The sequence below is a fragment of the Nocardia elegans NBRC 108235 genome (assembly GCF_001612845.1).
Taxonomy (GTDB): Bacteria; Actinomycetota; Actinomycetes; order Mycobacteriales; family Mycobacteriaceae; genus Nocardia; species Nocardia nova.
Genome location: NZ_BDBF01000061.1, coordinates 1 through 22,737, shown reverse-complemented (window position 1 = coordinate 22,737; position 22,737 = coordinate 1). Strand labels below are relative to the sequence as shown.

At 69.0% G+C, this 22,737-nt stretch carries 25 protein-coding genes; 14 read left to right on the top strand and 11 right to left on the bottom strand.

The window, feature by feature from the left end:
* Positions 1-25 precede the first annotated feature (25 nt).
* Positions 26-607 carry an Rv2732c family membrane protein gene (locus NE2_RS31055; RefSeq protein ID WP_030513225.1) on the top strand — a complete coding sequence of 194 codons (582 nt, stop codon included), beginning with the start codon at positions 26-28 and terminating at the stop codon, positions 605-607.
* Between the two features lie 12 nt (positions 608-619).
* On the opposite strand, the gene NE2_RS31050 is transcribed toward NE2_RS31055, so the two are convergent.
* Together NE2_RS31050 and NE2_RS31045 are read right to left on the bottom strand one after the other, a co-directional pair.
* Positions 620-1,021, bottom strand: a complete 402-nt coding sequence (locus NE2_RS31050; RefSeq protein WP_063031876.1) for a nitroreductase family deazaflavin-dependent oxidoreductase — start codon at positions 1,019-1,021, stop codon at positions 620-622.
* Between the two features lie 91 nt (positions 1,022-1,112).
* Positions 1,113-2,621: a DUF349 domain-containing protein gene (locus NE2_RS31045; RefSeq protein ID WP_063031874.1), complete on the bottom strand. Its 1,509-nt coding sequence runs from the start codon at positions 2,619-2,621 to the stop codon at positions 1,113-1,115.
* A gap of 198 nt (positions 2,622-2,819) precedes the next feature.
* Between NE2_RS31045 and NE2_RS31040 the strand changes: the two genes are divergently transcribed.
* The 7 genes from NE2_RS31040 (at position 2,820) to NE2_RS31005 (ending at position 10,321) form a co-directional block, all read left to right on the top strand.
* Complete coding sequence (locus NE2_RS31040) at positions 2,820-3,581, top strand: class III extradiol ring-cleavage dioxygenase family protein (RefSeq protein WP_063031872.1); 762 nt, start codon at positions 2,820-2,822, stop codon at positions 3,579-3,581.
* Positions 3,578-4,501 carry a tRNA (adenosine(37)-N6)-dimethylallyltransferase MiaA gene (gene miaA / locus NE2_RS31035; protein WP_063031870.1) on the top strand — a complete coding sequence of 308 codons (924 nt, stop codon included), beginning with the start codon at positions 3,578-3,580 and terminating at the stop codon, positions 4,499-4,501. Before NE2_RS31040 ends, miaA begins: the two co-directional genes overlap by 4 nt.
* A 29-nt stretch (positions 4,502-4,530) precedes the next feature.
* Positions 4,531-5,328 carry a TrmH family RNA methyltransferase gene (locus NE2_RS31030; RefSeq protein WP_233429937.1) on the top strand — a complete coding sequence of 266 codons (798 nt, stop codon included), beginning with the start codon at positions 4,531-4,533 and terminating at the stop codon, positions 5,326-5,328.
* Positions 5,329-5,394: 66 nt separating this feature from the next.
* Positions 5,395-6,276 carry a diaminopimelate epimerase gene (gene dapF / locus NE2_RS31025; RefSeq protein ID WP_063031902.1) on the top strand — a complete coding sequence of 294 codons (882 nt, stop codon included), beginning with the start codon at positions 5,395-5,397 and terminating at the stop codon, positions 6,274-6,276.
* A gap of 94 nt (positions 6,277-6,370) precedes the next feature.
* On the top strand, positions 6,371-7,972 hold the full coding sequence (gene hflX / locus NE2_RS31020; protein ID WP_084494452.1) for a GTPase HflX: 1,602 nt from the start codon (positions 6,371-6,373) through the stop codon (positions 7,970-7,972).
* A 76-nt stretch (positions 7,973-8,048) separates the two neighbouring features.
* On the top strand, positions 8,049-9,023 hold the full coding sequence (locus tag NE2_RS31010; protein ID WP_228817810.1) for a lysophospholipid acyltransferase family protein: 975 nt from the start codon (positions 8,049-8,051) through the stop codon (positions 9,021-9,023).
* Between the two features lie 152 nt (positions 9,024-9,175).
* Positions 9,176-10,321, top strand: coding sequence for an acyl-CoA dehydrogenase family protein (locus NE2_RS31005; RefSeq protein WP_063031863.1), 1,146 nt, complete (start codon positions 9,176-9,178; stop codon positions 10,319-10,321).
* 99 nt (positions 10,322-10,420) lie between these two features.
* Here the strand turns inward: NE2_RS31005 and NE2_RS31000 are convergent, their stop codons facing one another.
* The 4 genes from NE2_RS31000 to NE2_RS30980 form a co-directional block, all read right to left on the bottom strand.
* Positions 10,421-11,047, bottom strand: a complete 627-nt coding sequence (locus NE2_RS31000; protein WP_063031861.1) for a UdgX family uracil-DNA binding protein — start codon at positions 11,045-11,047, stop codon at positions 10,421-10,423.
* Positions 11,048-11,063: 16 nt separating this feature from the next.
* Complete coding sequence (locus NE2_RS30995; protein ID WP_063031859.1) at positions 11,064-11,621, bottom strand: type 1 glutamine amidotransferase domain-containing protein; 558 nt, start codon at positions 11,619-11,621, stop codon at positions 11,064-11,066.
* 31 nt (positions 11,622-11,652) lie between these two features.
* Entirely contained in the window at positions 11,653-11,916 is a 264-nt protein-coding gene (locus tag NE2_RS30990; RefSeq protein WP_063031857.1) for a hypothetical protein, read from the bottom strand.
* A gap of 436 nt (positions 11,917-12,352) precedes the next feature.
* Positions 12,353-13,000: a flavodoxin family protein gene (locus NE2_RS30980; RefSeq protein ID WP_063031853.1), complete on the bottom strand. Its 648-nt coding sequence runs from the start codon at positions 12,998-13,000 to the stop codon at positions 12,353-12,355.
* 224 nt (positions 13,001-13,224) lie between these two features.
* Here NE2_RS30980 and NE2_RS30975 point away from each other — a divergent pair, with 224 nt between their 5' ends.
* Genes NE2_RS30975 through NE2_RS30965 form a run of 3 tightly spaced genes read left to right on the top strand, consistent with a single transcriptional unit; the run spans position 13,225 to position 15,127 of the window.
* On the top strand, positions 13,225-14,235 hold the full coding sequence (locus tag NE2_RS30975; protein WP_063031851.1) for an iron-containing redox enzyme family protein: 1,011 nt from the start codon (positions 13,225-13,227) through the stop codon (positions 14,233-14,235).
* Between the two features lie 27 nt (positions 14,236-14,262).
* Positions 14,263-14,913 carry a HemK2/MTQ2 family protein methyltransferase gene (locus NE2_RS30970; RefSeq protein ID WP_063031849.1) on the top strand — a complete coding sequence of 217 codons (651 nt, stop codon included), beginning with the start codon at positions 14,263-14,265 and terminating at the stop codon, positions 14,911-14,913.
* The gene (locus tag NE2_RS30965) at positions 14,903-15,127 is read left to right on the top strand and encodes a CDGSH iron-sulfur domain-containing protein (protein WP_373862293.1); all 225 of its coding nucleotides are present in this window, start codon (positions 14,903-14,905) and stop codon (positions 15,125-15,127) included. Before NE2_RS30970 ends, NE2_RS30965 begins: the two co-directional genes overlap by 11 nt.
* Before the next feature lie 20 nt (positions 15,128-15,147).
* Here the strand turns inward: NE2_RS30965 and NE2_RS30960 are convergent, their stop codons facing one another.
* A complete protein-coding gene (locus NE2_RS30960; protein ID WP_063031845.1) occupies positions 15,148-16,671 on the bottom strand; it encodes an MFS transporter in 1,524 nt (507 codons plus the stop codon).
* Between the two features lie 498 nt (positions 16,672-17,169).
* The gene (locus NE2_RS30955) at positions 17,170-17,787 is read right to left on the bottom strand and encodes a TetR/AcrR family transcriptional regulator (RefSeq protein WP_167356803.1); all 618 of its coding nucleotides are present in this window, start codon (positions 17,785-17,787) and stop codon (positions 17,170-17,172) included.
* Between the two features lie 185 nt (positions 17,788-17,972).
* Between NE2_RS30955 and NE2_RS30950 the strand changes: the two genes are divergently transcribed.
* Positions 17,973-19,040: a phosphatase PAP2 family protein gene (locus NE2_RS30950; RefSeq protein ID WP_218018693.1), complete on the top strand. Its 1,068-nt coding sequence runs from the start codon at positions 17,973-17,975 to the stop codon at positions 19,038-19,040.
* A gap of 78 nt (positions 19,041-19,118) precedes the next feature.
* Positions 19,119-19,478, top strand: coding sequence for a PNPOx family protein (locus tag NE2_RS30945; protein ID WP_064901945.1), 360 nt, complete (start codon positions 19,119-19,121; stop codon positions 19,476-19,478).
* A 78-nt stretch (positions 19,479-19,556) separates the two neighbouring features.
* On the opposite strand, the gene NE2_RS30940 is transcribed toward NE2_RS30945, so the two are convergent.
* The 3 genes from NE2_RS30940 to NE2_RS30930 all read right to left on the bottom strand — a co-directional run bounded on the left by NE2_RS30940 (position 19,557) and on the right by NE2_RS30930 (position 21,943).
* Complete coding sequence (locus NE2_RS30940) at positions 19,557-19,949, bottom strand: hypothetical protein (RefSeq protein WP_063031839.1); 393 nt, start codon at positions 19,947-19,949, stop codon at positions 19,557-19,559.
* Between the two features lie 141 nt (positions 19,950-20,090).
* Complete coding sequence (locus tag NE2_RS30935) at positions 20,091-20,915, bottom strand: SAM-dependent methyltransferase (RefSeq protein ID WP_063031837.1); 825 nt, start codon at positions 20,913-20,915, stop codon at positions 20,091-20,093.
* A 44-nt stretch (positions 20,916-20,959) separates the two neighbouring features.
* On the bottom strand, positions 20,960-21,943 hold the full coding sequence (locus NE2_RS30930; protein WP_233429936.1) for a helix-turn-helix domain-containing protein: 984 nt from the start codon (positions 21,941-21,943) through the stop codon (positions 20,960-20,962).
* Positions 21,944-22,285: 342 nt separating this feature from the next.
* On the opposite strand from NE2_RS30930, the gene NE2_RS30925 reads away from it, so the two are divergent.
* Positions 22,286-22,690 carry an RsbRD N-terminal domain-containing protein gene (locus tag NE2_RS30925; protein ID WP_063016663.1) on the top strand — a complete coding sequence of 135 codons (405 nt, stop codon included), beginning with the start codon at positions 22,286-22,288 and terminating at the stop codon, positions 22,688-22,690.
* Positions 22,691-22,737 lie beyond the last annotated feature (47 nt).

Here is a 22,737-nt window from a genome sequence, read left to right as displayed (position 1 = left end):
TGCGACCGAGCCGAATGAGGAGAGCATGAACCCCGCAGAGTCGAAGGTCTTCGAGCAGTTCCGCGGCGACCTCGAGGCCGTCGAACGCAAGATCGCCGGCGAGATCGATCCCGGGACGCGGGCGATGGTGGTCGCGATCGCGGTGTTCGTCCTGCTGCTGTCGCTGATCCTGCCGCATGCCGGCGCCGCTCGCGGCCTGGATGTGCTGGCCTTCGACAACCACGCGCAGGCCGAGCACATCGGGCTGCCGTCGCGGGTCTTCGAATGGTTCGTGGTGATCTTCGGGATCGGGTTCTCGTCGCTGGCGCTGGTCACCCGCCGCTGGGCGCTGGCTTGGGTCGCGGTCGCCGGATCCGCGGTGGGCAGCGTCTTCGGGGTGCTCTCGATCTGGCACCGCCAGACCCCCGGCCTCGGCAACTACCACGGCGCCGGGCCGGGCATCGGACTGATTCTGGCCACGATCGGGATCGTGGTGCTGACCTTCCACTGGATCCGCGTGGTGTGGAGCCGGACCGCGCTCCAGCTCGAGGCCGAAGAGCGCCGGCGCATCGCGGCCGCCGAAAAGGAAGAGCAGGACCGGCGCCGGCTGTTCGGCGACGACAAGTAGCCGGTCCGGCACTCAGCGTTGCAGCGCCACCACGGGGATGGTGCGCTCGGTCTTCTTCGCGTGGTCGGCGAAGAACGGATACAACGCGGTGAGCTCCGTCCACGCCCGGTCGTAGTCGGCGCCCTGCAGCGGTACCGCGGTGGCCGGATAGGTCTCCCGGTCGACCTCGACCGTCACCGCCGGATCGGCGACGAGGTTCAGATACCAGTCCGGATGTCGCGGGGCGCCCACGTTCGAGGCGACGACGAGCAACCGGTCGCCGTCGGGATGGAACATCATCGGCGTGGTGTGCGGCGTCCCCGACCGCCGGCCGGTGGTGGTGAGAAGCACCAGACGATCCCGGTGCATCCCCTCGATCGGGCCACCGGCGCGGAACTGCTCGATGACGCCTCGATTGATCTCGCGGACATCCATGGTCGGCTCCTCGTCGAGATTGCTGCGGGGCGGCGGCGTGCACCGGCCGTTCGGCGGCGAACTCGACACCGCCGGCCGGTGAACGAACGGCTCAGCGCCGGCTGACCGCACCCTCGGCGGCATCCGCCCATTCACGCCATTGCTTGGCCTGTTCGAGCGCCTTCTCGGCATCGCGTGTGCGGCCCGCCGCCTCGGCCTTGGCCGCCTGCTCCTCGAACTGGGCGACCCGCTCGCGGAACTGCGCCGCGCGAGCCATCGCCTCGGGATCGGTACGCCGCCACTGGGCGTCCACCGCCTCGCGTACCCGCTTCTCCAGCGCCCGCAGTTTGCCTTCGAGTTCGTGCATGCGCTCGCGCGGCACCTTGCCGATCGCATCCCACCGCTCCTGCAGTTCGCGCAGGGCGGCACGCGCGGAATCCAGTGTCGCGGAATCGGGTTCGATGTGCTCGGGGATGCGGTCCTCGTAGTGGCGCAGCAGTTCCTCCTTGGCCGCCGCGTTCTGCCCGAATTCGGCATCGCGTTCGGAGGCGGCGGCATTGCGCGCGGCGAAGAACACGTCCTGGGCGCTCTTGAAGCGCCGCCACAACTGCTCGTCGGCCTCGCGGGGGGCGCGCCCGGCCGCCTTCCACTCGGTCAGCAGATCCCGGAAGACCGCGGCGGTGCCCACCCAGTCGGTGGAATCGGACAGCTCCTCGGCCCGCGCGCACAGTTCCTCTTTGCGTGTCTTCGCGGCGGCGCGTTCGCGATCGAGTTCGGCGAAGTGCGCGCCCCGGCGGCGGTTGAACGCCTCGCGCGCCTTGGAGAAGCGCCGCCACAGCGCGTCGTCGACCTTGCGGTCCACCCCGCGGATGGACTTCCACTCCTCGAGGATTTCGCGCAGCCGGTCACCGGCCGCCTTCCACTGGGTGGATTCGGCGGCGATCTGCTCGGCCTCCGCGCACAGCGCCTCCTTGCGTTCGGTGTGCTCGTGCCGGGTGCGTTCCTTCTCCTCCTTGGCGTGGGCGGCCGCCTCGTCGGAATGTTCGATGATCGCCTGCAGACGCTGCGCCAGACCGTCCACATCGCCGATCACCGCCGCGGTGGGCAGGGATTCGGCGAGCGCGACGGCCGCGGCCTTGGTCTTGCGGGCGTCCGTGCCGGCCGCGAGGCGAGCCTCGAGCAGCGCGACCTCGGTGGCCAGATCGTCGAAGCGACGCCCGAAATGCGCCAGGCCCTCGGCGGCGTCACCGGCCTGCCACGAGCCGACGACGCGTTCGCCGCCGGCGGTTTTGACCCAGGCGGTGCCGTCGTCGTCGACCCGGCCCCATTCGCTGGGATCGCTGACGGTCGGCACGACCACCGGATGCGGATGCTCATGGGCGGGGCCGGGGACGGGAGCCGGTTTGACGTGGTGCGTCGCCGCCGGTTTCGCCGCCGGTTCGGCTCGCTGCGCCGCGGAGGGTTTGGGCGCCCCCGGCTTGGGTACTCCAGTGCGTGGCGCCGCGCCGGGCTTCGGGGCGGCATCGGCCGGAGTCGGACGCTTCGCGGCGGGATTGCTGGACTGCTGCGCCGCGCCGGTTTCCGGATGCACTGCCTTCTCGGTTCCGCTGTTGTCGGTCATCGCTCCTCATCCCTGCCGCGCGTCACGGCTGCCTGGTTACGCCCTAGCAGATCCCATTCAACCAGCCAATAGACAGAATTGCCCTCTCTTGCGAACGGTGGCGTGGACCGAGTGACGGTTGAGGGTGGTGGGAACACGATCACCCGGGGTGAGCGGCGGCCTCGGCTGCCGTTTCCCGGCGGCCGCTACCGTTGACGGGTGTTTCGTGTCGCCGCGCTGATTCCCTCGCCGCTCGTGCTGATTCCCGAACTGGGCGGTGCGACCCCGCTGACCGACGCCACCCACCCGGCCGCGCAGGTACCGCAACTGCGCGAGGCCGTCCTGGAGGCGGGGCGGCTGCTGGCGCGGCAGGCCCGGCACTGGACCATCGTCGGCGCGGGCACCGAGCCGCCGACCGGCGTGGGCAGTTTCCGCGGCTTCGGCGCGGACGTCCCGGTCGCGTTGTCGGCGACGGACCCCGGCGGTGAGCCGCGATTCGACTGGCCGACCGCGCTGCTGGTGGGCGCATGGCTGCGCGGACGGATCGCGGCCGAGGACGGCGAGGACATCGAGGCGCGGGCGCTGCCGGTCGATCCCGGCGCCGAGCCCGCCCGCTGCGTGGATCTGGGGGCTCGATTGCGCGGCGAGCTGGACGCCGACCCGCGTGCGCACGGTGTGCTGATCGTGGCCGACGGCGCCGCGACCCTGTCCACCACCTCGCCCGGATACCTCGATCCCCGTGCCGAAGGCGAACAACAGCGGATCGACGCCGCCCTCGACGCCGGTGACCGCGCGGCACTCGGCGCACTGGACTCGCGGCTGTGTGCCGAACTCGAGGTGGCGGGCCGTCCCGGCTTTCAAGTTCTGGCCGGTCTGTTCGGTATCGACACCGCCGATCCGAAGGTCGAAACCCTCTATCGCGCAGCACCTTTCGGTGTGGGCTACCACGCGTCGATCTGGTATCCGGCGGGTGCGCGATGAGTGCGCCCATCGCCGTCATCGGCCCGACCGCGACCGGAAAGTCGGATCTGGCATTGGAATTGGCGGTTCGCCTGGACGGGGAGATCGTCAATATCGACGCCATGCAGCTGTATCGCGGCATGGATATCGGCACCGCCAAACTGCCGCCGCAGCAGCGCCGTGGCATTCCGCACCACCAGCTCGACGTGCTGGAGGTGACCGAAACGGCCACCGTCGCCGCCTATCAGGCCGCGGCCTCGGCCGACGTCGAGGACATTCTCGCGCGCGGCCGGGTGCCGGTCATCGTGGGCGGTTCGATGATGTATGTCCAGGCGCTGCTGGACGAGTGGGAATTCCCGGCCACCGACACCCGCGTCCGCGCGAAGTGGGAGGCGGTCCTCGAACGCGACGGGGTCGCCGCCGTCCATGCCGCCCTGCGCGCGGCCGATCCCGTTGCGGCGCAGACCATTCTGCCCACCGACGGGCGGCGGATCGTACGGGCGCTCGAGGTCGTCGAACTCACCGGCCGGCCGTTCGCCGCCTCGCAGCCGCAACGCGGCACGCCCCGATGGAATACCACGATCATCGGTGTCGACCGCGAGACCGCTGAACTCGACGCGCGCATCGAGACCCGCACCGAGACCATGTTCGCGCAGGGTCTCGTCGACGAGGTGCGCGAATTGATCGCCCGTGGCCTGCGTCGGGGCCAGACGGCACGCCGGGCGATCGGTTACGCACAAGTCCTGGCTCATCTCGACAACGAATACGACCTGAGCCATGCGCGTGAGCGCACGCTGATCGGCACCCGCCGCTATGTGCGCCGGCAACGCTCCTGGTTCCGCCGCGACCCACGGGTGCACTGGGTCGACGGCGCCGATCCGCGCCTGGCGGATGCGCTACTGGCCCATGTGCTCGACGAACAGGAATCGATTCGGCAGTGACCCGCCCATCGACGACCCGTAATGCCTCCGTGGGGGAGTGGCGAGCCTATCTCGGCAACCGCGCCCGCCGCCGGCGCGACGGCCGCTTTCTCGTCCATGGCCGCGAACCGATCACCGCGGCGGTGGCGAACGGCTGGCCGCTGGAAGCGGTGCTGTACCGCCCCGGCGCCCCGCTGCCGGCGTGGGCGCGCGAGGTGCTCGACAACGACGCGGTGCCGGCGATCGGACTGGTCGGCGACGCCCTCGACGAACTCGCCGAACCCGATACCGGCACACCGGAACTGGTGGCGCTGGCGCACACCCGCAGCCGGGACGGCTCGGAGGTCCGCCTCGATCCGGCACGTCCGGTGGTCGTGATCGATAGACCGGCCTCCGCGCTGCGGCTGGGCAGTGTGCTGCGCACCGCGCACGCCTTCGGCGCCGCCGCGGTGGTGATCAGCGGTTCCGGCGCGGACGAATACGACCCGCGGTGTGTGCGCGCCTCGGCCGGCGCGTTGTTCGCGGTGCCGGTGGTGCGAGTGCCCGGCCCGGCTGCCGTCGCCGAATTGCGGGCGGTCGCGGGAGTCCCGGCCCGGCTGGTCGGTGTCGGTGCGGACCCCGCCGACGAGCCGGTCGATGCGCACACCTTCGCGGATGCGACGATCATGGTGTTCGCCGACGACGGCGAGCTCGACGCGCGGTGGCGCGACGCATGCGACGAGATGGTGCGGATTCCGGCGGGTGCGATGCCGGCCACCCCCTGCGCCGTATCGGTCGTGCTGTACGAAATATCCCGGCAGCGCCGGGTGTCGGTATCGAAGGTGAACGCCGGCGCGGCCGGTGAATAGTGCGGGACGGGTGGAGGAACGACGTCGATGAGCGAGCAGGTGCAGACGGGGTCCGGCGCGGCCGATATCGAATTCGGCAAGGGCCACGGGACCCAGAACGATTTCGTGGTGCTGCCCGACTCCGACGCCCGCCTGCGCCTGGCCCCCGACACCGTCGCCGTGCTGTGTGACCGGCGCCAGGGCATCGGCGCCGACGGTGTGCTGCGCGTCGCCCGGGCGGGAGCACTGGTGGAGCGCGGCGAGCTGGCCGAACTGCCCGACGGTGTAGCCGCGGCGGACTGGTTCATGGACTATCGCAACGCCGATGGGTCGATCGCGGAGATGTGCGGCAACGGCGTGCGCGTGTTCGCCCACTATCTGCTCGCCACCGGAATGCAGCGGGATACCGAATTCGTGGTCGGCACCCGGGCGGGCGCGCGCTCGGTGGTCGTGCATTCCTTCGACGAGGTGCACGGCGAGGTCACCGTCGGTATGGGCCGGGTGCGGATGCTCGGTGTTTCCACCGCCACGGTCGCCGGCAGCGCGTTGCCCGGAGTGGGGGTCGACGTGGGCAATCCGCATCTGGCCTGTGTCGATCCCGGGCTCACCGCCGACGGACTGGCCGCGCTCGACCTCGCCGTGCCCCCCGGTTTCGATCCGGAGTTGTTCCCGCACGGTGTGAACGTGGAGATCCTGACCGCGCTCGGCGAGGACGGCGCGGTCGATATGCGGGTCTATGAACGCGGCGTCGGCGAAACCCGCTCCTGCGGCACCGGCACGGTCGCCGCGGCCGCCGCGGCGCTGACGAGTGCGGGCATCGATCCGGCGGCGGATTCGGCGCAGGTGCGGGTCCGGGTGCCCGGCGGTGCCGTCACCGTGGGCATCGATCACGGGCAGGCGTGGTTGCGCGGCCCCTCGGTGCTGGTCGGTTCCGGACACCTCGCCGGTGAGTGGTGGGCCGGCGCCTGATCCGTGTGAGCTGCGCCGTACCGGGGCCGCTCCCGGCGTCGGCCGGAAATATCCGAGTGCGCCCGATGGTTGTGGCGTGGGACCATGGAGGTGTATGAGGAAATCACAAACGTACGAGTTCACCCCGATCGAGCAGCTCGACTCGGAGACGGACGGCTACGCGGACCAGGACTACAGCATCGGCGATGACGACGCCGACACCGGCGTGAGCGATTACGACGCCGACGAGGACGACGGCAGCGGCTACTCCGGCAACGGCTGGGCGGCCGCGCCCACCGTCGGTGAACTGCAACTCGACGAACGCAGCGCGCTGCGCCGTGTCGCGGGGCTGTCCACCGAGCTCACCGACGTCACCGAGGTCGAGTACCGGCAGCTGCGACTGGAGCGGGTCGTGCTGGTCGGCGTGTGGACCGAGGGCAACGCCGCGCAGGCCGACGCCAGCATGGCCGAATTGGCCGCGCTCGCCGAAACCGCCGGCTCCCAGGTGCTCGACGCGCTGATCCAGCGCCGCGACAGGCCCGATCCGGCCACCTACATCGGCTCGGGTAAGGCCGACGAATTGCGCTCGGTGGTGCTCGGGACCGGCGCCGACACGGTGATCTGCGACGGTGAGCTGACCCCCGCGCAGCTGAACGCGCTGGAGAAGGTCGTCAAGGTGAAGGTCATCGACCGCACCGCGCTGATTCTGGACATCTTCGCCCAGCACGCCACCTCCCGCGAGGGTAAGGCGCAGGTGTCGCTGGCACAGATGGAGTACATGCTGCCGCGACTGCGCGGCTGGGGTGAATCGATGTCGCGGCAGGCCGGTGGCCGGGCCGGTGGTGCGGGCGGCGGTGTGGGTACCCGTGGCCCCGGTGAGACCAAGATCGAAACCGATCGCCGCCGGATCCGCGAGCGGATGGCCAAGTTGCGCCGCGAGATCAAGGAGATGAAGACCGCCCGCGACACCAAGCGGTCGCGGCGCACCTCCAGCGGCATCCCGGCGGTGGCGATCGTCGGCTACACCAACGCCGGGAAATCCAGCCTGATGAACGCCCTGACCGGCGCGGGCATCCTGGTGCAGGACGCGCTGTTCGCCACCCTGGATCCGACGACTCGCCGGGCCGCGCTCGACGACGGCCGCGAGGTCGTCTTCACCGACACCGTCGGATTCGTCCGGCATCTGCCGACCCAGCTGGTGGAGGCGTTCCGGTCCACCCTCGAGGAGGTCACCGGCGCCGATCTGCTGCTGCATGTGGTCGACGGTTCCGACGCGCTGCCCGATCAGCAGATCAAGGCCGTGCGCGAGGTGATCACCGACGTGCTGCGCGAGCAGGGCGAGGGATCCGGGCCGCCGGAGTTGCTGGTGGTGAACAAGATCGACGCGTTGGACGCGACGCAGCTGGCGCATCTGCGTGCGCAGCTGCCCGGCGCGGTGTTCGTCTCGGCCCGCACCGGACGCGGCATCGACCAGTTGCGCGAACGGCTGGCGGAGATCCTCGGCGGGCTCGATGTCGAGGTGAGTGTGCTGCTCCCGTACACTCGTGGTGATCTGCTCGCGCGCATCCACTCCGACGGCCGCATCATCAGTTCCTCGCACGAGGAGGGTGGTACGCGGGTGCGGGCCCGGGTTCCCCGGGCGCTCGCACCGACCCTGTCGCAGTACGCGCACGCGGGCACCATCGGCAGTGCGGAAGCAGCGGGGCCTTCGCACTGAAGCTTTCGTAGTCTGTGTGCCACAGTCGTTTTCGGTAGAATCGCGTCGTCACCGAACGGCTGCAGGGAGGGTGCAAATGTCCGGGAACGATGTCATGCCCATCGAATCCATGCCCGTCGAATCCACCGCCGAGCGCTCGCCGGCAACACCGGGGCAGTCCGCGTCGCCGGACGCTTCGGCAAGGCCGAGCGCTGCCGCGAAGCCGAGCGTTCCCGCCACGCTCAGCGACGGCGCACCGTTGCGAATGACGGTGCCCGCCATCGATCTTCGGGTTTTCGACGCGCTGTCGACGCCGGTGCGGCTGTGGAACAGTCCGGTTTTCCACGGCCTGGACAACATTCCCGAGGCCGGCCCGGTCATGCTCGTCGGCAACCACACGCTGCTCGGCGGCGTGGACGCGCCGCTGCTGGTGCACGAGATCTACCACCGCACCGGCCGGGTGGTGCGCGGCCTTGCGGAGAACGTGCTGATGCGGGTGCCGCCGGTGCGTGAGCTCGTGCACCGGATCGGCAGCGTGCGCGGTTCGCGCGACAACTGCCGCACCCTGCTCGACAACGGCGAGGCCGTCATCGTGTTCCCCGGCGGCGGCCGCGAGGCGATGCGCCGCAAGGGTGAGAAATACCACCTGAAATGGGAGGGGCGTACCGGCTTCGCCCGCATGGCGATCGAGGCCGGCGCACCGATCCTGCCGACCGCGATGATCGGCGCCGACGACGTGTTCGACGTGGTCTTCGACGGCGATCATCCGGTGATGAGCCCGCTGCGCTGGACCGTCGAGGCGCTCGGTATCCGCGGCAATCTCACTCCGCCGCTCATGCGCGGAATCGGTCCCACCGTCGTGCCCCGGCCCGAACGGTTCTACTACTCGATCGGTACGCCCATCGAGACCACACCGTGGCAGGACGCCACCGATCTGGACGCTGCCGCCGAGGAATTGCAGCAGGTGGTGCGCAAGGCGCTGGAGGAGGAGATCACCGCTCTGCTGGCCGAGCGCGATCGTGATCGCGGGCGCACCCTGTGGGGCCGCGTCCGCGGCGCTGTCGGACTGTAGAGGTTTACCCGCGTTCAGGGTGCGCAGAGATCACCTGCTGAAGCTTTTCGCACAGGTGGGCGACTTTTTTCCGATCTGAAGTGAACCGCGATTCCCCTTCCGGGTACCGTATGTGGCAGGCGAGTTGCCGATGTGGTCACTAGGAGGTTGGCGTGGAGCGCACCCTTTTCGAGCCCGAACACGATCTGTTCCGGGAGTCCTACCGTAAGTTTCTGGATCAGCACGTCGCGCCGCACCATGCCGAGTGGGAGCAGGCGGGCGTCGTGGATCGCCAGCTGTGGCTGGAGGCCGGTAAGCAGGGTTTCCTGGGCATGGCCGTGCCCGAGGAGTTCGGCGGCGGCGGCGTCAAGGATTTCCGCTACAACGCGGTGATCACCGAGGAGACCACCAAGGGTCAGTACTCGGGTCTGGGCTTCTCGCTGCACAACGACGTGATCGCGCCGTATCTGCTGGAGTTGGCCAACGACGAGCAGAAGCAGCGCTGGCTGCCCGGATTCTGCTCCGGTGAGATCATCACCGCCATCGCCATGACCGAGCCGGGCACCGGTTCGGATCTGCAGGGCATCAAGACCCGCGCGGTGAAGGACGGCGACGACTGGGTCATCAACGGCGCCAAGACCTTCATCACCAACGGCATCAACTCCGACATCGTGATCGTGGTCGCGCAGACCGATCCCGAGAAGGGGGCGATGGGCTTCTCGCTGCTCGTCGTCGAGCGCGGCATGCCCGGCTTCGAGCGCGGCCGCAACCTCGACAAGATCGGTCTCAAGGCGCAGGACACCGCCGAGCTCAGCTTCACCGACGTGCGGGTTCCGGCCGAAAACCTGCTCGGCACCGAGGGCATGGGCTTCATCCACCTGATGCAGAACCTGCCGCAGGAGCGGATGTCGATCGCCGTGATGGCCGCCGCCGCGATGGAAGGCTGCCTGGAGACCACCATCCAGTACGTGCGCGACCGCAAGGCCTTCGGCAAACCGATCGGCGCCCAGCAGAACACGCGTTTCGTCCTGGCCGAGCTGGCCACCAAGACCACCGCGGTGCGCGTGCTGGTCGACCGCTTCATCGAGGCCCTCAACGCCGGCACGCTCTCGGCCGAGGACGCCGCGATGGCCAAGTGGTGGAGCACCGAGGAACAGCTCGACCTGATCACCAAATGCCTGCAGCTGCACGGCGGTTACGGCTACATGCGCGAATACCCCATCGCCAAGGCGTATATGGATGCGCGCGTGCAGACCATCTACGGCGGCACTACCGAGATCATGAAGGAGATCATCGGCCGCTCCTTGAAGCTGAGCTGACGAAACCGAGCTGACGCATGTCGGCTGCCCGTCTCCGGCAGCAACGGCCGCCGCCGGACCACCGGCGGCGGCCGTGGTGTGCCGCAAGCGTTTTCGCTCCTAGGAGCTCGTTCCGGACAGTGCGGTGGCCGCCTCGGTGAGGTCGGCGACCAGCCCTTCGTAGGCCTCGTCGCGATCGGGAGCGCGCAGCGCGGCGGCCGGATGGATGGTGGCCAGCGCACGGTGATCGTCGTGCGCGATCAGCCGCCCGCGGTCGCGGGTGATCCGGAAATCGGGACCGAAGACGGCCTGGGCGGCCACCGCACCCAGGCAGACCACCAGCCGCGGGCGGATCGCGTCGAGTTCGGCGGTCAGCCAGGGCGTGCACGCGACGATCTCGGTGCGCCCGGGCTTCTGATGGATGCGGCGCTTACCACGCGCGGTGAACTTGAAATGCTTCACCGCGTTCGTGAGATACACCGCGTCACGGTCGATTCCGGCATCGGCGAGGGCGCGATTCAGCAGCGTCCCGGCGGGGCCGACGAACGGGTGCCCGGCCAAATCCTCACGGTCGCCGGGTTGCTCGCCGATCATCACCATCGGGGCGTGCGCCGGGCCCTCGCCGAAGACGGTCCGGCTCGCATGCCGGTACAGATCGCAGCCGTGACATCCGCCCGCGGCCTCGCGCAATCGCGCGAGATCCGTGGTGTCCGGCACGAATTCCGCCGCACCCGGGGCTTTCACCATGATCGTGCCGTCACCGTCACTTCGCGCCCACTTCGGTCTCGATCGCCGAACAGAACGCGTCCAGATCGCGCGGATTGCGGGAGGTGATCAGCGTCCAGCCGTCCTGCGTCCGGACCACCTGCTCGTCGACCCACTGACCGCCCGCGTTGCGCACATCGGTCTGCAGCGACGGATACGAGGTCATGGTCTTGCCGCGGATCAGATCGGCCTCCACCAGAAGCCACGGGCCGTGGCAGATCGCGGCGATCGTCTTTCCGGCGTCGGCGAATCCGCGCGCCAGGTCGACGGCCTCCTTGGTAGTGCGCAACTTGTCGGCGTTGACGGTGCCACCGGGCACCACCAGCGCGTCGAAATCGCTCACCGATACCGAGGCCAGATCGGTGTCGGGGTCGACGGTGGTGTCGGCTTCGGTGTCGTGCACGAAGGTCTGCACCGCATCGGTGGACGGGGCGGCGTGAGTGACGCGAATTCCGTTGGCGCGCAACTGCTTCAGCGGTTTCAGCAGCTCGTCGCGTTCCACACCGGTCTGTGAGGTGACCACCAGGACGGTGGGTTCTCGGTCGGGTCGGCTCATCTCGTCTCCTTCTCGGGGCTCGCGCGGGCGCTCAGGCGCCCTGCATGCGGATCAGCGTGTTGAGTAGTTCGGCCTGCTCGGCCAGTTCGTGCTGATCGGGGTGGTCGCCGATGCGGTCGGCCAGTTCCGGACGTCGGATCAACTCCATTCCGTCCTCACCACTGTCGGTGGCGAGCCGGACCCGGCCTTTGGTCAACACCAGGCGGGTGCCTGGGCTGCCCGCGTCCAGCAGCATCCGCAGATCCTCGGCGGTGACCTGCGGATGCGTTCCAGGGGTCTGCTCATCGGATGTCATGTCCGGCGGGTGCCCGGCGGGCAGCCGGCGAAACACCGGCCTGGGGAACCGGGGGCCGGGGGTCGCGGCCGGGTACATCCGGGCCGGGATCGGGCGCCGGGCCGGGGATGGGCCGGCCGGGGTCCGGTGGCGGCTCGGGGATCGGTTCCGGCGGGACCGGACGGCCGGGATCGGGCGGTGGATGACCGGGAATCGGATCGGGGCTCGGGCCCGGAATCGGCCGGCCCGGATCGGGCGGCCGGCCCGGAACGGGACCAGGCTCCGGAATCGGCGGACGCGGCTCCGGGACCGGATGTTCCGGCGTGGGATCCGGAACCGGTTGCGGCGGAATCGGTTCCGGAACCGGAGGCTGGCCGGCACGCAGTCGCGGTCCTGCGTTGTCGGTGTACATGTCGACTCCTCGAACGAGTGGAGATTCGCCGCGCGGTGGCCGGCGCTAGGACGACGGATAGGCCGGGTAGGGCGCGGTCTTCAGGGTCCGCGCCAGGTGCGCCGCATTGCGCGCCATGCCCGCGGTGGTCGTCGCGACGGCCTCGGGATTGCTGTCCAGGTCCAGATAGTCGACGCCGCTCATGGCCTCGCCGTTCCAGTAGGTGCACCCCTGGGCCGGCACGGTGAAGCCGATGTCGTTGAGTGCCTGGAACGTATCGGCGCAGATCTTGTGCGCGCCGTCCTCGTTGCCGACGACGGCGGCGAGGCCCACCTTGCCCACCATGGCGGGCCGGTTCTCGTCGTCGGTGACCGACAGTTCGGCGTCGAGACGTTCGAGCACGCGCTGAGCGACCGAGGACATGTGGCCCAGCCAGGTGGGCGTGGCGATCAGCACGATATCGGCGGCGCTGATCTGTTCGCGCAGTTGCGGCCACTGATCCCCCTCGCCCTCGTCCGCGGTGATGCCGGGCCGGATATCGAGGTCCACCGCACGCACGGTCTTGCCGGTGACGCCGTGGTTCGACAGTTCGCGCAGTACTTGCTCGGCGATCAGCTCGCTGCTCGATCGATCGGGCGACTTCTTCAGGGTGCAACTGATCGCGATGGCGGTGAGGTCGTCCCCGGGAGCTCGGGAAGCGGTCGGGTCGTTCACAAGGTGCTCCTTTCGACAAGCGACAGGATGCTCTGTGTCGCGCATACCCGCCGATCCGCGGTCGAACCCGGCCGGCCCGGCGCCGATCGAACCGGCCCGGGCCGCCGATTGAGGCGCCAGGCACCGGGTATGCGGCGCCTATGGAGATTCCGCACCCCGACGTGCGCCGAGCACCCGGCCACCGACGCCTCTCCGCGTCCCGGCATCGGCCTACCCCGGCGCCGGTGACGGCGAATACCGGCGCGCCGCCGCTACCGCAGCCGCGCGGCGAACTCTCCGCAGGCATCTGCGCCCTGCTCGGCGGGACCGCCTGCCATATCGATTTCGACACCGCGAACGCCGATCCGTACGGTGAGGACCTGCAGCTGGCGTTGCACCTGTGCTACGAATTGCATTACTGCGGCTTCGATTCCGTCGACCCCCGGTGGGAATGGGACCCGAAGTTGCTGCGCATGCGCGCCCACCTCGAGGACCGGTTCCTGGCCGCGATGCGACGCGATGTGCCCGGTGGTGACGATCTCGACGGCGAACTCGACGATCTGCTCGTCGAGCCGGTCGATGGCACGGGCGTCGGGCACTTCCTGAACGAACAGGGCCAGTGGTGGCAGGTCTGCGAATACTTCGCGCACCGCTCGATCTACCACCACAAGGAGGCCGATCCCTACGCGTGGGTGATTCCCCGTCTGCGCGGTCAGGCGAAGGCCGCGCTGGTCGCGGTCGAATACGACGAGTTCGGCGCCGGCCGGGGCGAGGACGTCCACGCTCAGCTGTTCGCCGATCTGCTGGCCGGCGCCGGCCTCGACGACACCTACCTGCACTATCTCGATGCCGTCCCCGCGCCGATGCTGGCGCTGGTGAACATGATGTCGCTGTTCGGCCTGCACCGGCAGTTCCGGGGCGAGCTGGTCGGCCATTTCGCGAGTGTGGAGATCAGCTCGCCCCCAGCTTCGCGCCGCATGGTCGACACGCTGCGGCGGCTGGACGCGCATCCGGCGTGTGTGCGCTTCTACGCCGAACACGTGGAGGCCGACGCGGTGCACGAACAGGTGATGCGCCGCGACGTCATCGGCGATCTGTCGGCCCGCGAGCCCGAGTTGATCGCACCGATGGTCTTCGGTATCCAGGCGACGACATTGCTGGAGAACGCCATCGACCGCCACATGCTCGACAGCTGGTCGGCCGGGCGCAGCTCACTTCGCGACCCGGAGGCGATCCCGCGCAATCGCGCGGATTGATCATCGGAAGGCGGGTATTCGGCGATCATGAGATTGTTCCACGCACCGGGTGTCTACGCCCCGACAGCCGATACCGGATTGCTGATCAGAGCGCTGGGGTCGGCCGCCATCCCCGAGGGGTCCCAGGTGGTGGACGTGTGCACCGGTACCGGTGCCGTGGCGATCGAGGCGGGGCGGGCTGGTGCGTCCGCGGTTACCGCGGTGGACATCTCGCGCCGGGCGCTGGCCTCGGCGTGGCTCAACAGCAGGTTGCACGGCGTGCCGTTGGAGTTGTTGCACGGCGATTTCGGCCGGGTGCTGCACCGCCGCACCTTCGACGCGGTGCTGGCGAACCCGCCCTATGTGCCGGGACCCGCCGAGGTTCCGGCACGCGGCCGGGCACGCGCCTGGGAGGGCGGACCGAGCGGCCGGGCGCTGCTCGACCCGCTGTGCCGGCTGATGCCCGAGCTGTTGCGTACCAAGGGAATCGCGCTGATCGTGCATTCGTCGCTGTGCGATCCGGATCTGACCGTGCGACAACTGCGCGACGGCGGGCTCAAGGCCGCGATTGTCGTGCGTGAAACCTGCGAATTCGGCCCGGTACTGAGCAGGCGCGCGCACTGGCTGGAGCAACAGCGCCTGATCGAACCGGGAACACGGCAGGAGGAGTTGGTGGTGATTCGTGCCGATCGAGAATGACGACCCCACATCCGGTTCGGCCCGCCGCACCCGGGTGACGCTCACCAAGGACGGTCCGGCGCTGATCGAGGGACCGGTGGAGCTGGTGACCGACGACGGCCGCGTCGTGCGCTGCGATCGGTTCGTGGTCGCGGTGTGCACCTGCCGCCGGTCCGGGATCTATCCGCTCTGCGATACCACCCATCGCCGCCATCGCCGCAAACGCGGCGGCTGAACGCGCATTCGGCGGGCGCGTCAGTGTTGCGGTGTCACGCTGGTGTGCCGCGGGATCAGTATCGCGGTGAGAACCGCGACCGCAGCCACCACGCCGGCGGCCGCGTACGAGGTGACGGTGAGTGCGGAATCGAATGCCGCCGAAGCCATCTCGTGCACTCGGGTCCCGAGTTCACCGCCGATATCGTCGGCCACCGCGATCGCGCCGCCGGCCGATTCGCGGGCCGTCTCGCCCTGGGCTCCGGTCAGCGGGACCTCGCTCATGTAATGGGTGAACAGCGCGCCGTGCACACTGCCCAGCAGCGCCACCCCCAGGCCGTTGCCCAGTTCGTAGCTGGTCTCCTCGACCGCGCCGCCCTGGCCGGCGCGTTCGGCCGGCACCGAGGAAACCAGAACCGCCGCGGCGGCGGTGACCGCGATGCCGTCACCGATGCCCAGGCAGACCAGGACCAGCGCGACCACGGCGTAACTGGTGGGTTCGGGCGAGATCGCCAGGACCGCGAAGCCGGCGGCGAGGATGAGCAAGCTGGTGACCATCACCCCGCGCACACCGGTCCAGCGAAGCAGCGCCGGCGTTGTCAGCGAGCCGACCAGAGTCGCGACCGCGGCCGGCGCCGTCCGGATCCCGGCCTCGGCGGGAGAGTAGCCGTGAATGTATTGCAGCCACAACGAAATCAGGAACAGGGCGGCGCCGATCGCGATCATCGCCATCAGTGTCGCCAGGGCCGCGGCGAGGAAGACCGGTCGCCGGAACAACCGGATGTCGAGCAGCGGATCGGTCAGCCGCAACTGTCGGCGCGCGAACCAGAGCAGCATGGCGAGCCCGGCCAGCAGGACGCACACGTTCAGCACGATGTCCTCCCCGCGCGCGAGATGTTTGACGCCCCAGACGAATCCGACGATACCGAGCACCGACAACGGCACACTCGGCCAGTCGAACGGGGTGGTCGACGGTGCCCGGTATTCGGGCAGCAAACCGATACCGGCCGCCAGCGTGAGCACGACCACGGGCACGTTGATCCAGAACGCCGCGGCCCAGCCGAAGTGTTCGACCAGTACGCCACCCACGATCGGACCCACCGCCGCGCCGACCCCGGCGATGGCCGCCCAGATCGCGATGGCGCGGGTGCGTTCGTGCGGATCGTCGAAGATGTTGCGGATCAGCGAGAGCGTCGAGGGCATCACCATCGCGCCGCCCACCGCCAGGAGCACGCGGCCGCCGATGAGCTGACCGGTGACCTGTGCGGTCGCCGCGACCACCGACGCGACGCCGAACAGCGCGAATCCGGTCAGGAACAGCCGCTTGCGGCCGATCCGGTCGCCGATCGCACCGAAGGTGATCAGCAGGCCGCCCAGAACCAATCCGTAGATGTCGACGATCCACAGCTGCGCGACCGCCCCCGGTTGCAGGTCCTCGATCAGCGAGGGCAACGCGACGTTGAGCACGGTGGCGTCCATGGCGACGAGCAGCAGGCTCGCGCACAGCACCGCCAGCATGCCCCAGCGGCCGCGTACGGGTGTCGCCGTCCGGTTCCGGTCGATCATCGGGCCTCCCGATTTCCGAAGCAGCTCCTGCTACTTTCGGGCAATCCTACAAATCCCGGATCGATGACCAAGGTCGCCGATCGCGGGGAGTTTCGGCCCTGATCCGACCGCGGACTGCCGGTCACGATGATCGGTCCCCGGCCGCATCTGGTGACCGGTGGCCGATTCGGCCTGATCGCTGTGCCGAACCGACTGGGGCACAGGGTGATCGCCGCACTCCCGATCTGCGGTCCGGTGCTCGGGCATCCGCGGTCGCGGCGCCTGGCTTTCGTGGTCACCGCACCAGCCCCCGATCCACCGCTGGCACTGCTGCATCTGCTGCGTCTGCGCCGTGTCGTGGTGGTCGGGCCGCGGCGCCGCGTGGCGCTGCCCCGCTCCGACGGCGCCGGCCGGACGGTGCTGTCGGTGAACGAACCTCGCCGCGACGTCGTGGCACCGCGTGAGGCGGTGATCATCGACCTGGCCCCGCGCCTGTCGATCGACCAGTACTGTGCCCGACTAGTGCTGTACTGCGGCCGCCTTGCGCAACCCGTCGAGAATGAGATCCAGGCCGAACAGGTACTGCTCCTCGCCGCTGCCGTGCGTGATCACCAGTTCGGGCATCAGATCGGTGATCGTCGGATGAGCCACCGGATCCAGCATCTGCAGGCGGCTGGGGATGTTCTCACCGTTGCGGCGCGCCGGAGCGAACACATGACGCAGCGCCGAGCCGAAGGTGTATTGCAACAGCACCACGTAGCCGCGCGCGGTCTCCTGCCGGCCGAGGCCGGCGGCCCGTAACTGGGAGAGCACCAATTCCAGCGCGGCGGTGGCGGTATCGGCGAAATCGCCGTCGCCGTCGGGCTTCACGGCGAGTACCCGAAGCACCGCCGGGCGCTCCACGAGCAGCCGGTACAGCGCCTGGCAGCACGCCCGTACCCGGTCGGCCCAGTCGCCGGAAACGTCCGGCGGATGGAAGCTGTCGAGCACCTGATCGCGCGCGGCCTGCAGCAGTTCGTCCTTGCTGCGGAAGTAGGTGTAGAGCGTCATCGTGCCGACGCCCAGTTCGGCGGCGAGGGCGCGCATGGAGATGCCTTCGCAGTCGGTGTCGTCGAGCATGCGCAGCGTGGCGTCCACGATCGCCTCGGCGCTGAGCGTATGGCGCGGTACTCGGCGGCCGCCCCCGGTTCGGGTTCGTCGGGCGGGCTCAGATGTCACGGCACTGTCTCCGGTCGGGATGAATTCCGGTCTCGCGGCCATTGTAGTATGCACGTACGACGTACCGTACGTTGTACGTCAGCCCTCGTCGTGGAGGTCGGGTCGTGGCTGCAACAACCATCTCGGGTCCGCTCGCGCAGGTTCCGGCGCGAGCCGGGGGCTGGTTTCGGGAAGTGGTGCTGGTCGTCGTGGTGTATTTCGCTTACGACGGCGCCCGGCTGCTGGTCGGCAGCGGTCTCGACCACGCCCGTCACGACGCGCACGCGCTGCTGCGGATCGAGGACTGGCTGCGTCTGGACCCCGAATTGTGGCTGAACCGGATCTTCGTCGGCCACGCCTGGATCGCGATTCCGGCCGACTTCGCCTACGCCACGCTGCACTACGTCGTGACTCCGGCGATCCTGATCTGGATGTGGTGGGCGCACCGTGAGCAGTACCGGGCGGCTCGCACCCAGCTGGGCATCGCTACCGTCGCGGGCCTGATCGGATTCGTGGCATTGCCCACCGCGCCGCCGCGACTGCTGGAAGAGTCCCACGGTTTCATCGACGTGATGGCACTGCACGCCTCGGTGGGCTGGTGGCAGGGTGATGCCGGCACGCCGCGTGGATTGGATTCGCTCACCAACGATTTCGCCGCGATGCCGAGTCTGCACGTCGGCTGGGCGCTGTGGTGCGGGCTGATGCTGTACCGCTTCGGCCGGACTCCGCTCGCCCGCTGGGCCGGTGTCGGCTATCCGATTCTCATCACGCTGGTGGTGATCGGGACCGCGAACCACTATCTGCTCGACTGCGCCGCCGGTGCGGTCCTGATCCTCGCCGCCGGTTACGCCGCCGTGCCGCATCTGCGCCTCTGCGACGCGACCGCGGACGGCATCCGGGTCGGGTGGGCGATGGTGCGCGCTGCGACGTCGCCGTGGCCCGCTCGGCGTCGCGCGGTGGTCGCCGCCTTCGCACCGGGCGCGGTTGCCGGGCCGGCACTCGGAATCGGCGCCGGGCTGGTCGGTGTCCTGCCGGAGCCGACGCGGCCGCCCGTGCATCGGACCATCGACCGGGTCGCGGACGCCTCCGCGGGCGGACGAGGTGCGGCAGGATGCCGGGCGGCCGGGCGATCGCCGCGGCGTGCCGGGCACCCGCTCGGGGCCGAGATCCGGTCCGGGCCGGACCTGGGCTGAACGTCGTCGCTCGCCTGGCGATGTCACCGGACGCCGGTAGAGTGACATCTTTCGATCGGGCCAACCAGGAGGCAACAGGTGGACGTCAAATCGGCCGTGCGCGGCTTCAATTCGGTGGTACTCACACTGACGGAGGCGCCCGTTCTCGGCCCGCTGATGCGGAAGGGGTTCGTCGAGATCAGCTATGTCGGGCGAAAGTCGGGTAAGACGTTCAGCACACCGGTGAACTATCGGCGTTCCGGCGATTCCATCCTCATCGGCGTCGCTATGCCCGATCGTAAGAGCTGGTGGCGCAACTTCACCGGCGAGGGCGGCCCCATCACGCTGCATCTCGACGGTGGCGACCGCCGCGGCCACGCCGTGGCGACGCGCGACGAGAAGGGCCGGGTGCGGGTACAGGTGCAGCTGGACGACAACACCGCCGCGGGCTCGGACTGATCCGGACACTTTGCGGCGCAGGATTTTTCGAGGGGAGCGGTGCCCGCGCGGGCGGGCACCGGAGACGTTCGGGAGCCGCTAGGCCGGTATTCGAGCCGTGAGACCGCTTGTGCGAGTGTCGTATTCGGCACCGTCGAGTGCCGGTGCGGTGAATCTGTGCAGATCGAATTCGTGGGTCCGTACACCGTGGTGGAAGGCGTCGAGCTCGGCTCGATCGAAGACGAGCTCCACATCCGTTGCGGGACGGCTGGTTTCGGTGCGCAGCACATAGCGTCCGTCGGGGCGCCGCGACTGCGTGATCGGTAATCGCTCGGTGCGCCCGGCGCGGATACCCGCCTGGTAGTTGTCGAACTGTTCGTCGGTCACCAGCAGCATCTCGGTGCTGCCCACCGTTGTGGTGGCGGTGGTGGCGGCAGTAGCGCACTTGTCGTCCCAGACGGCGGTCCATCCGTGTTTGCGTGCGACGCGCACGCAGTTCTGGTGCGGGGAACTGGCTGAGGCTTTTCGGAATTCGCCTACGGTGAAGGTCGGTGGCCGCGTCATCGGATGCCCTTTCTACGGAGTAAAGCTGCCGGCGCACCGATGCGCGGACCGCCGCGCCGACCGTGCCGGCTAAGGCTTGTAGCCGACGGCCGCGAAATTACACGGCCGTGCCGGATCCGCTATGTCCACCGGTGCAGAGGGCCGCCAATCGGGGGCGTGCACGATCCCGGGATTCAGGAGTTCGAGGCCGTCGTAGAAGGCGGCGAAATCGTCACGGCGGCGCAGGGTCAACGGATCCGAGGTTTGCTTGTAGAGCTCCGCCGCCGCGGCCATTCCGCGTTGGACATCCTCGGACGCGTCGTCGAGACCGGCATGGCTCATCGCCACACAGCTGCCGCGCGGGAGCCGATCTCGCAGCTGGGCCATCAGCCGGTACGGGCGGTCGCTGTCCGGCACGAAGGGCCAGACGCCGACGATGAGCAATCCGAGCGGCTGATCCGGATCGATGAGGCGCCGGGTCTCGGGATGGTCGAAAATATCGTCGGGACATCGCAGATCGGCATCGACGACCGCGGTGGTGGCGAGAGCGTCGGTACGGCGCAGCAGATCGAGCCAGCGCGCCACCGCCTCGGTGTTGTTGTCCACGTACACGACCCGGGTCCGCGGCTCGTGGGCCCGCGCGATCTCGTGGGTGTTGCCCGCCGTCGGCAGGCCGGCGCCGATGTCGAGGAACTGCCGGATTCCGAGTGTCGCCATGAAATCGACTGCACGGCACAGGAATTCGCGATTGTGCCGCGCCCAGGCGTCGGCGTGCGGGAACAGCGCGAACACCCGCTCACCGAAGACCTTGTCGACGTCGAACAGCGCCTGTCCCGACAGATAATAGTGGTACATGCGCGCCGCCGAGGGCCGGCTCGTGTCGATGTCGCGTGAGGGAAAGTCGTTGTCGCTCATAGCTGCCCGGCACTCCTTAGGCTTTGCAGATTACGGACGGTGGGTCACGTCCCGGTGACGCTCTCGCGTCGGAACGAACGCGCGATCCGGTCGATGAACGCTCGCGACCGATCGGGATCCGCTGCGGCCGCGGATAATCGGTCCCAGACGGTCTCGCGGGCGCGTACCGCGGGCTTGTCGTCGATATAGCGAATGTCGCCCTGGCTCTCCACGATCGCCATGTCCAGGTCGCCCGCCGCGCCGGGGGAGGGGACCCGCACCAGCGTGAAGCGGTCCTCCATCCCCGCGCCGCGGGTAGGGACGGTGAACGGCAGCACCTGCAGGATGATGTTGGGCCGATGCGACAGCTCGAGCAGGTATTCCAGTTGTTCGGCCATCACCGCGCGGCCGCCGTATTCGCGGCGCAGGCACGATTCCGAGAGCACGGCGTGGAAACGCGGCGCGGCGGGACCGGTGAGGACGTCCTGGCGGGCCAGTCGCGCGCGTACCGAATCCTCCACGGTGACCGCACAGGGATCGGCGGACGCGGTCTGCGCGTCGTGCGGGGGTTCGTGCAGGGCCCGGATATAGGACTCGCATTGGATCAGTCCGGGCACGATCTCGGCCTCGGTGACCCGCAGCAGGCTGGCGTGGGCCTCGAGGTCCACCAGCAGACGCAATTCCTCGAGGTAGGCGCGGCGGTGTCCGGTGTTCCAGAAACCGCGTTTGTGGTTGTCCCGGCGTAACGCCTCGAGGCTGTCGAGATACCCGGGGTCGGTGAAACCCAATGCGACCGCGAGGCGTTCGAGATCGCCGACGGTGATCGAGCTGGCGCCGTTGATCAACATCGCGATCCGGCTCTGGCTGGTATCGATGATCCGTGCGGCCTCCGCCTGATTCACCCCCGCGGCGCTGATCATATGTTCGATCTCGCGGCCCAGCAGCAATTTTCGCGCGGTACGTAATCGGGCTCCCATGGGTGCCAGCGTATCGGCGCGGCGCGCGGCCCGGGAGGTCGACGAAACGAGGCACTGCTGCGTGATGATCATACGCCCGACGAAATCTCTTCCGTCCCAATCGCTTTCCTTCGCGTGATAATCACGCTAGCATGTATCACGTTCAGGCTATCACGGTTTCGGCGACAGCCGAGTGCGGCCGGAGTCGCGAATACCCGCGGATCTGCCGGAATTAGCCGACGGTTCTCGTATGCCGGACGGACCGTCCGAATTGCGGACGGATGACCGGAATTCGGCCGATGATTGGGAGATCTCACAACCGCGGACCCCTGTGGTTCGGATGTTTGGGCCAACCCGCGCCGACTGCTCGTAATCACCGCGCGTCACCGTTACCTTCGTCAGTGCGATGGGGATCGGGCGCACGGAAGGAGCGCGATGCCGGCCTACGACTCCTGGGATGCGGAATCCGCGGAGGGCGATGGATTCGATTCCGGAAATGCCAGGAGTGCAACGCATTCCGATCCCGCGATAGTCATGCGGATGGGATTCGAACTGGCGCTCATCCTGCTCGGCGATGCGCCCACCGGGGCGGCGCGGGCGCTGCGGCGACTCGAACACGCCGCGGCGGTGTGGGCGCGCGACGGCGTACCGATCGATATGGTGCAGCACGCGATTCACGACGGGGTGAAACTGACCCTTGATCGCATCGATCCGGCCGGTGGTAAAGGAACCACCGATCCGGTGGCCGATCGCAGCTTCCTGGTCGACATGCTGGATCTGCTGACCTGCACCGTCTCCCGCGCCTACGTCGCCGAAATTCGCAGACACCCTGCCCACTGACCGTCGCTGCGGTGCGGCGACCGATGCCTCATCCGGTGGTCGGGCCT

Coding starts and splice junctions, on each gene's coding strand:
- NE2_RS31055 (WP_030513225.1), top strand. CDS start 26: ATGAACCCCGCAGAGTCGAAGGTCTTCGAGCAGTTCCGCGGCGACCTC.
- NE2_RS31050 (WP_063031876.1), bottom strand. CDS start 1,021: ATGGATGTCCGCGAGATCAATCGAGGCGTCATCGAGCAGTTCCGCGCC.
- NE2_RS31045 (WP_063031874.1), bottom strand. CDS start 2,621: ATGACCGACAACAGCGGAACCGAGAAGGCAGTGCATCCGGAAACCGGC.
- miaA (WP_063031870.1), top strand. CDS start 3,578: ATGAGTGCGCCCATCGCCGTCATCGGCCCGACCGCGACCGGAAAGTCG.
- hflX (WP_084494452.1), top strand. CDS start 6,371: ATGAGGAAATCACAAACGTACGAGTTCACCCCGATCGAGCAGCTCGAC.
- NE2_RS31010 (WP_228817810.1), top strand. CDS start 8,049: ATGTCCGGGAACGATGTCATGCCCATCGAATCCATGCCCGTCGAATCC.
- NE2_RS31000 (WP_063031861.1), bottom strand. CDS start 11,047: ATGGTGAAAGCCCCGGGTGCGGCGGAATTCGTGCCGGACACCACGGAT.
- NE2_RS30995 (WP_063031859.1), bottom strand. CDS start 11,621: ATGAGCCGACCCGACCGAGAACCCACCGTCCTGGTGGTCACCTCACAG.
- NE2_RS30990 (WP_063031857.1), bottom strand. CDS start 11,916: ATGACATCCGATGAGCAGACCCCTGGAACGCATCCGCAGGTCACCGCC.
- NE2_RS30970 (WP_063031849.1), top strand. CDS start 14,263: ATGAGATTGTTCCACGCACCGGGTGTCTACGCCCCGACAGCCGATACC.
- NE2_RS30960 (WP_063031845.1), bottom strand. CDS start 16,671: ATGATCGACCGGAACCGGACGGCGACACCCGTACGCGGCCGCTGGGGC.
- NE2_RS30935 (WP_063031837.1), bottom strand. CDS start 20,915: ATGAGCGACAACGACTTTCCCTCACGCGACATCGACACGAGCCGGCCC.
- NE2_RS30930 (WP_233429936.1), bottom strand. CDS start 21,943: ATGATCATCACGCAGCAGTGCCTCGTTTCGTCGACCTCCCGGGCCGCG.
- NE2_RS30925 (WP_063016663.1), top strand. CDS start 22,286: ATGCCGGCCTACGACTCCTGGGATGCGGAATCCGCGGAGGGCGATGGA.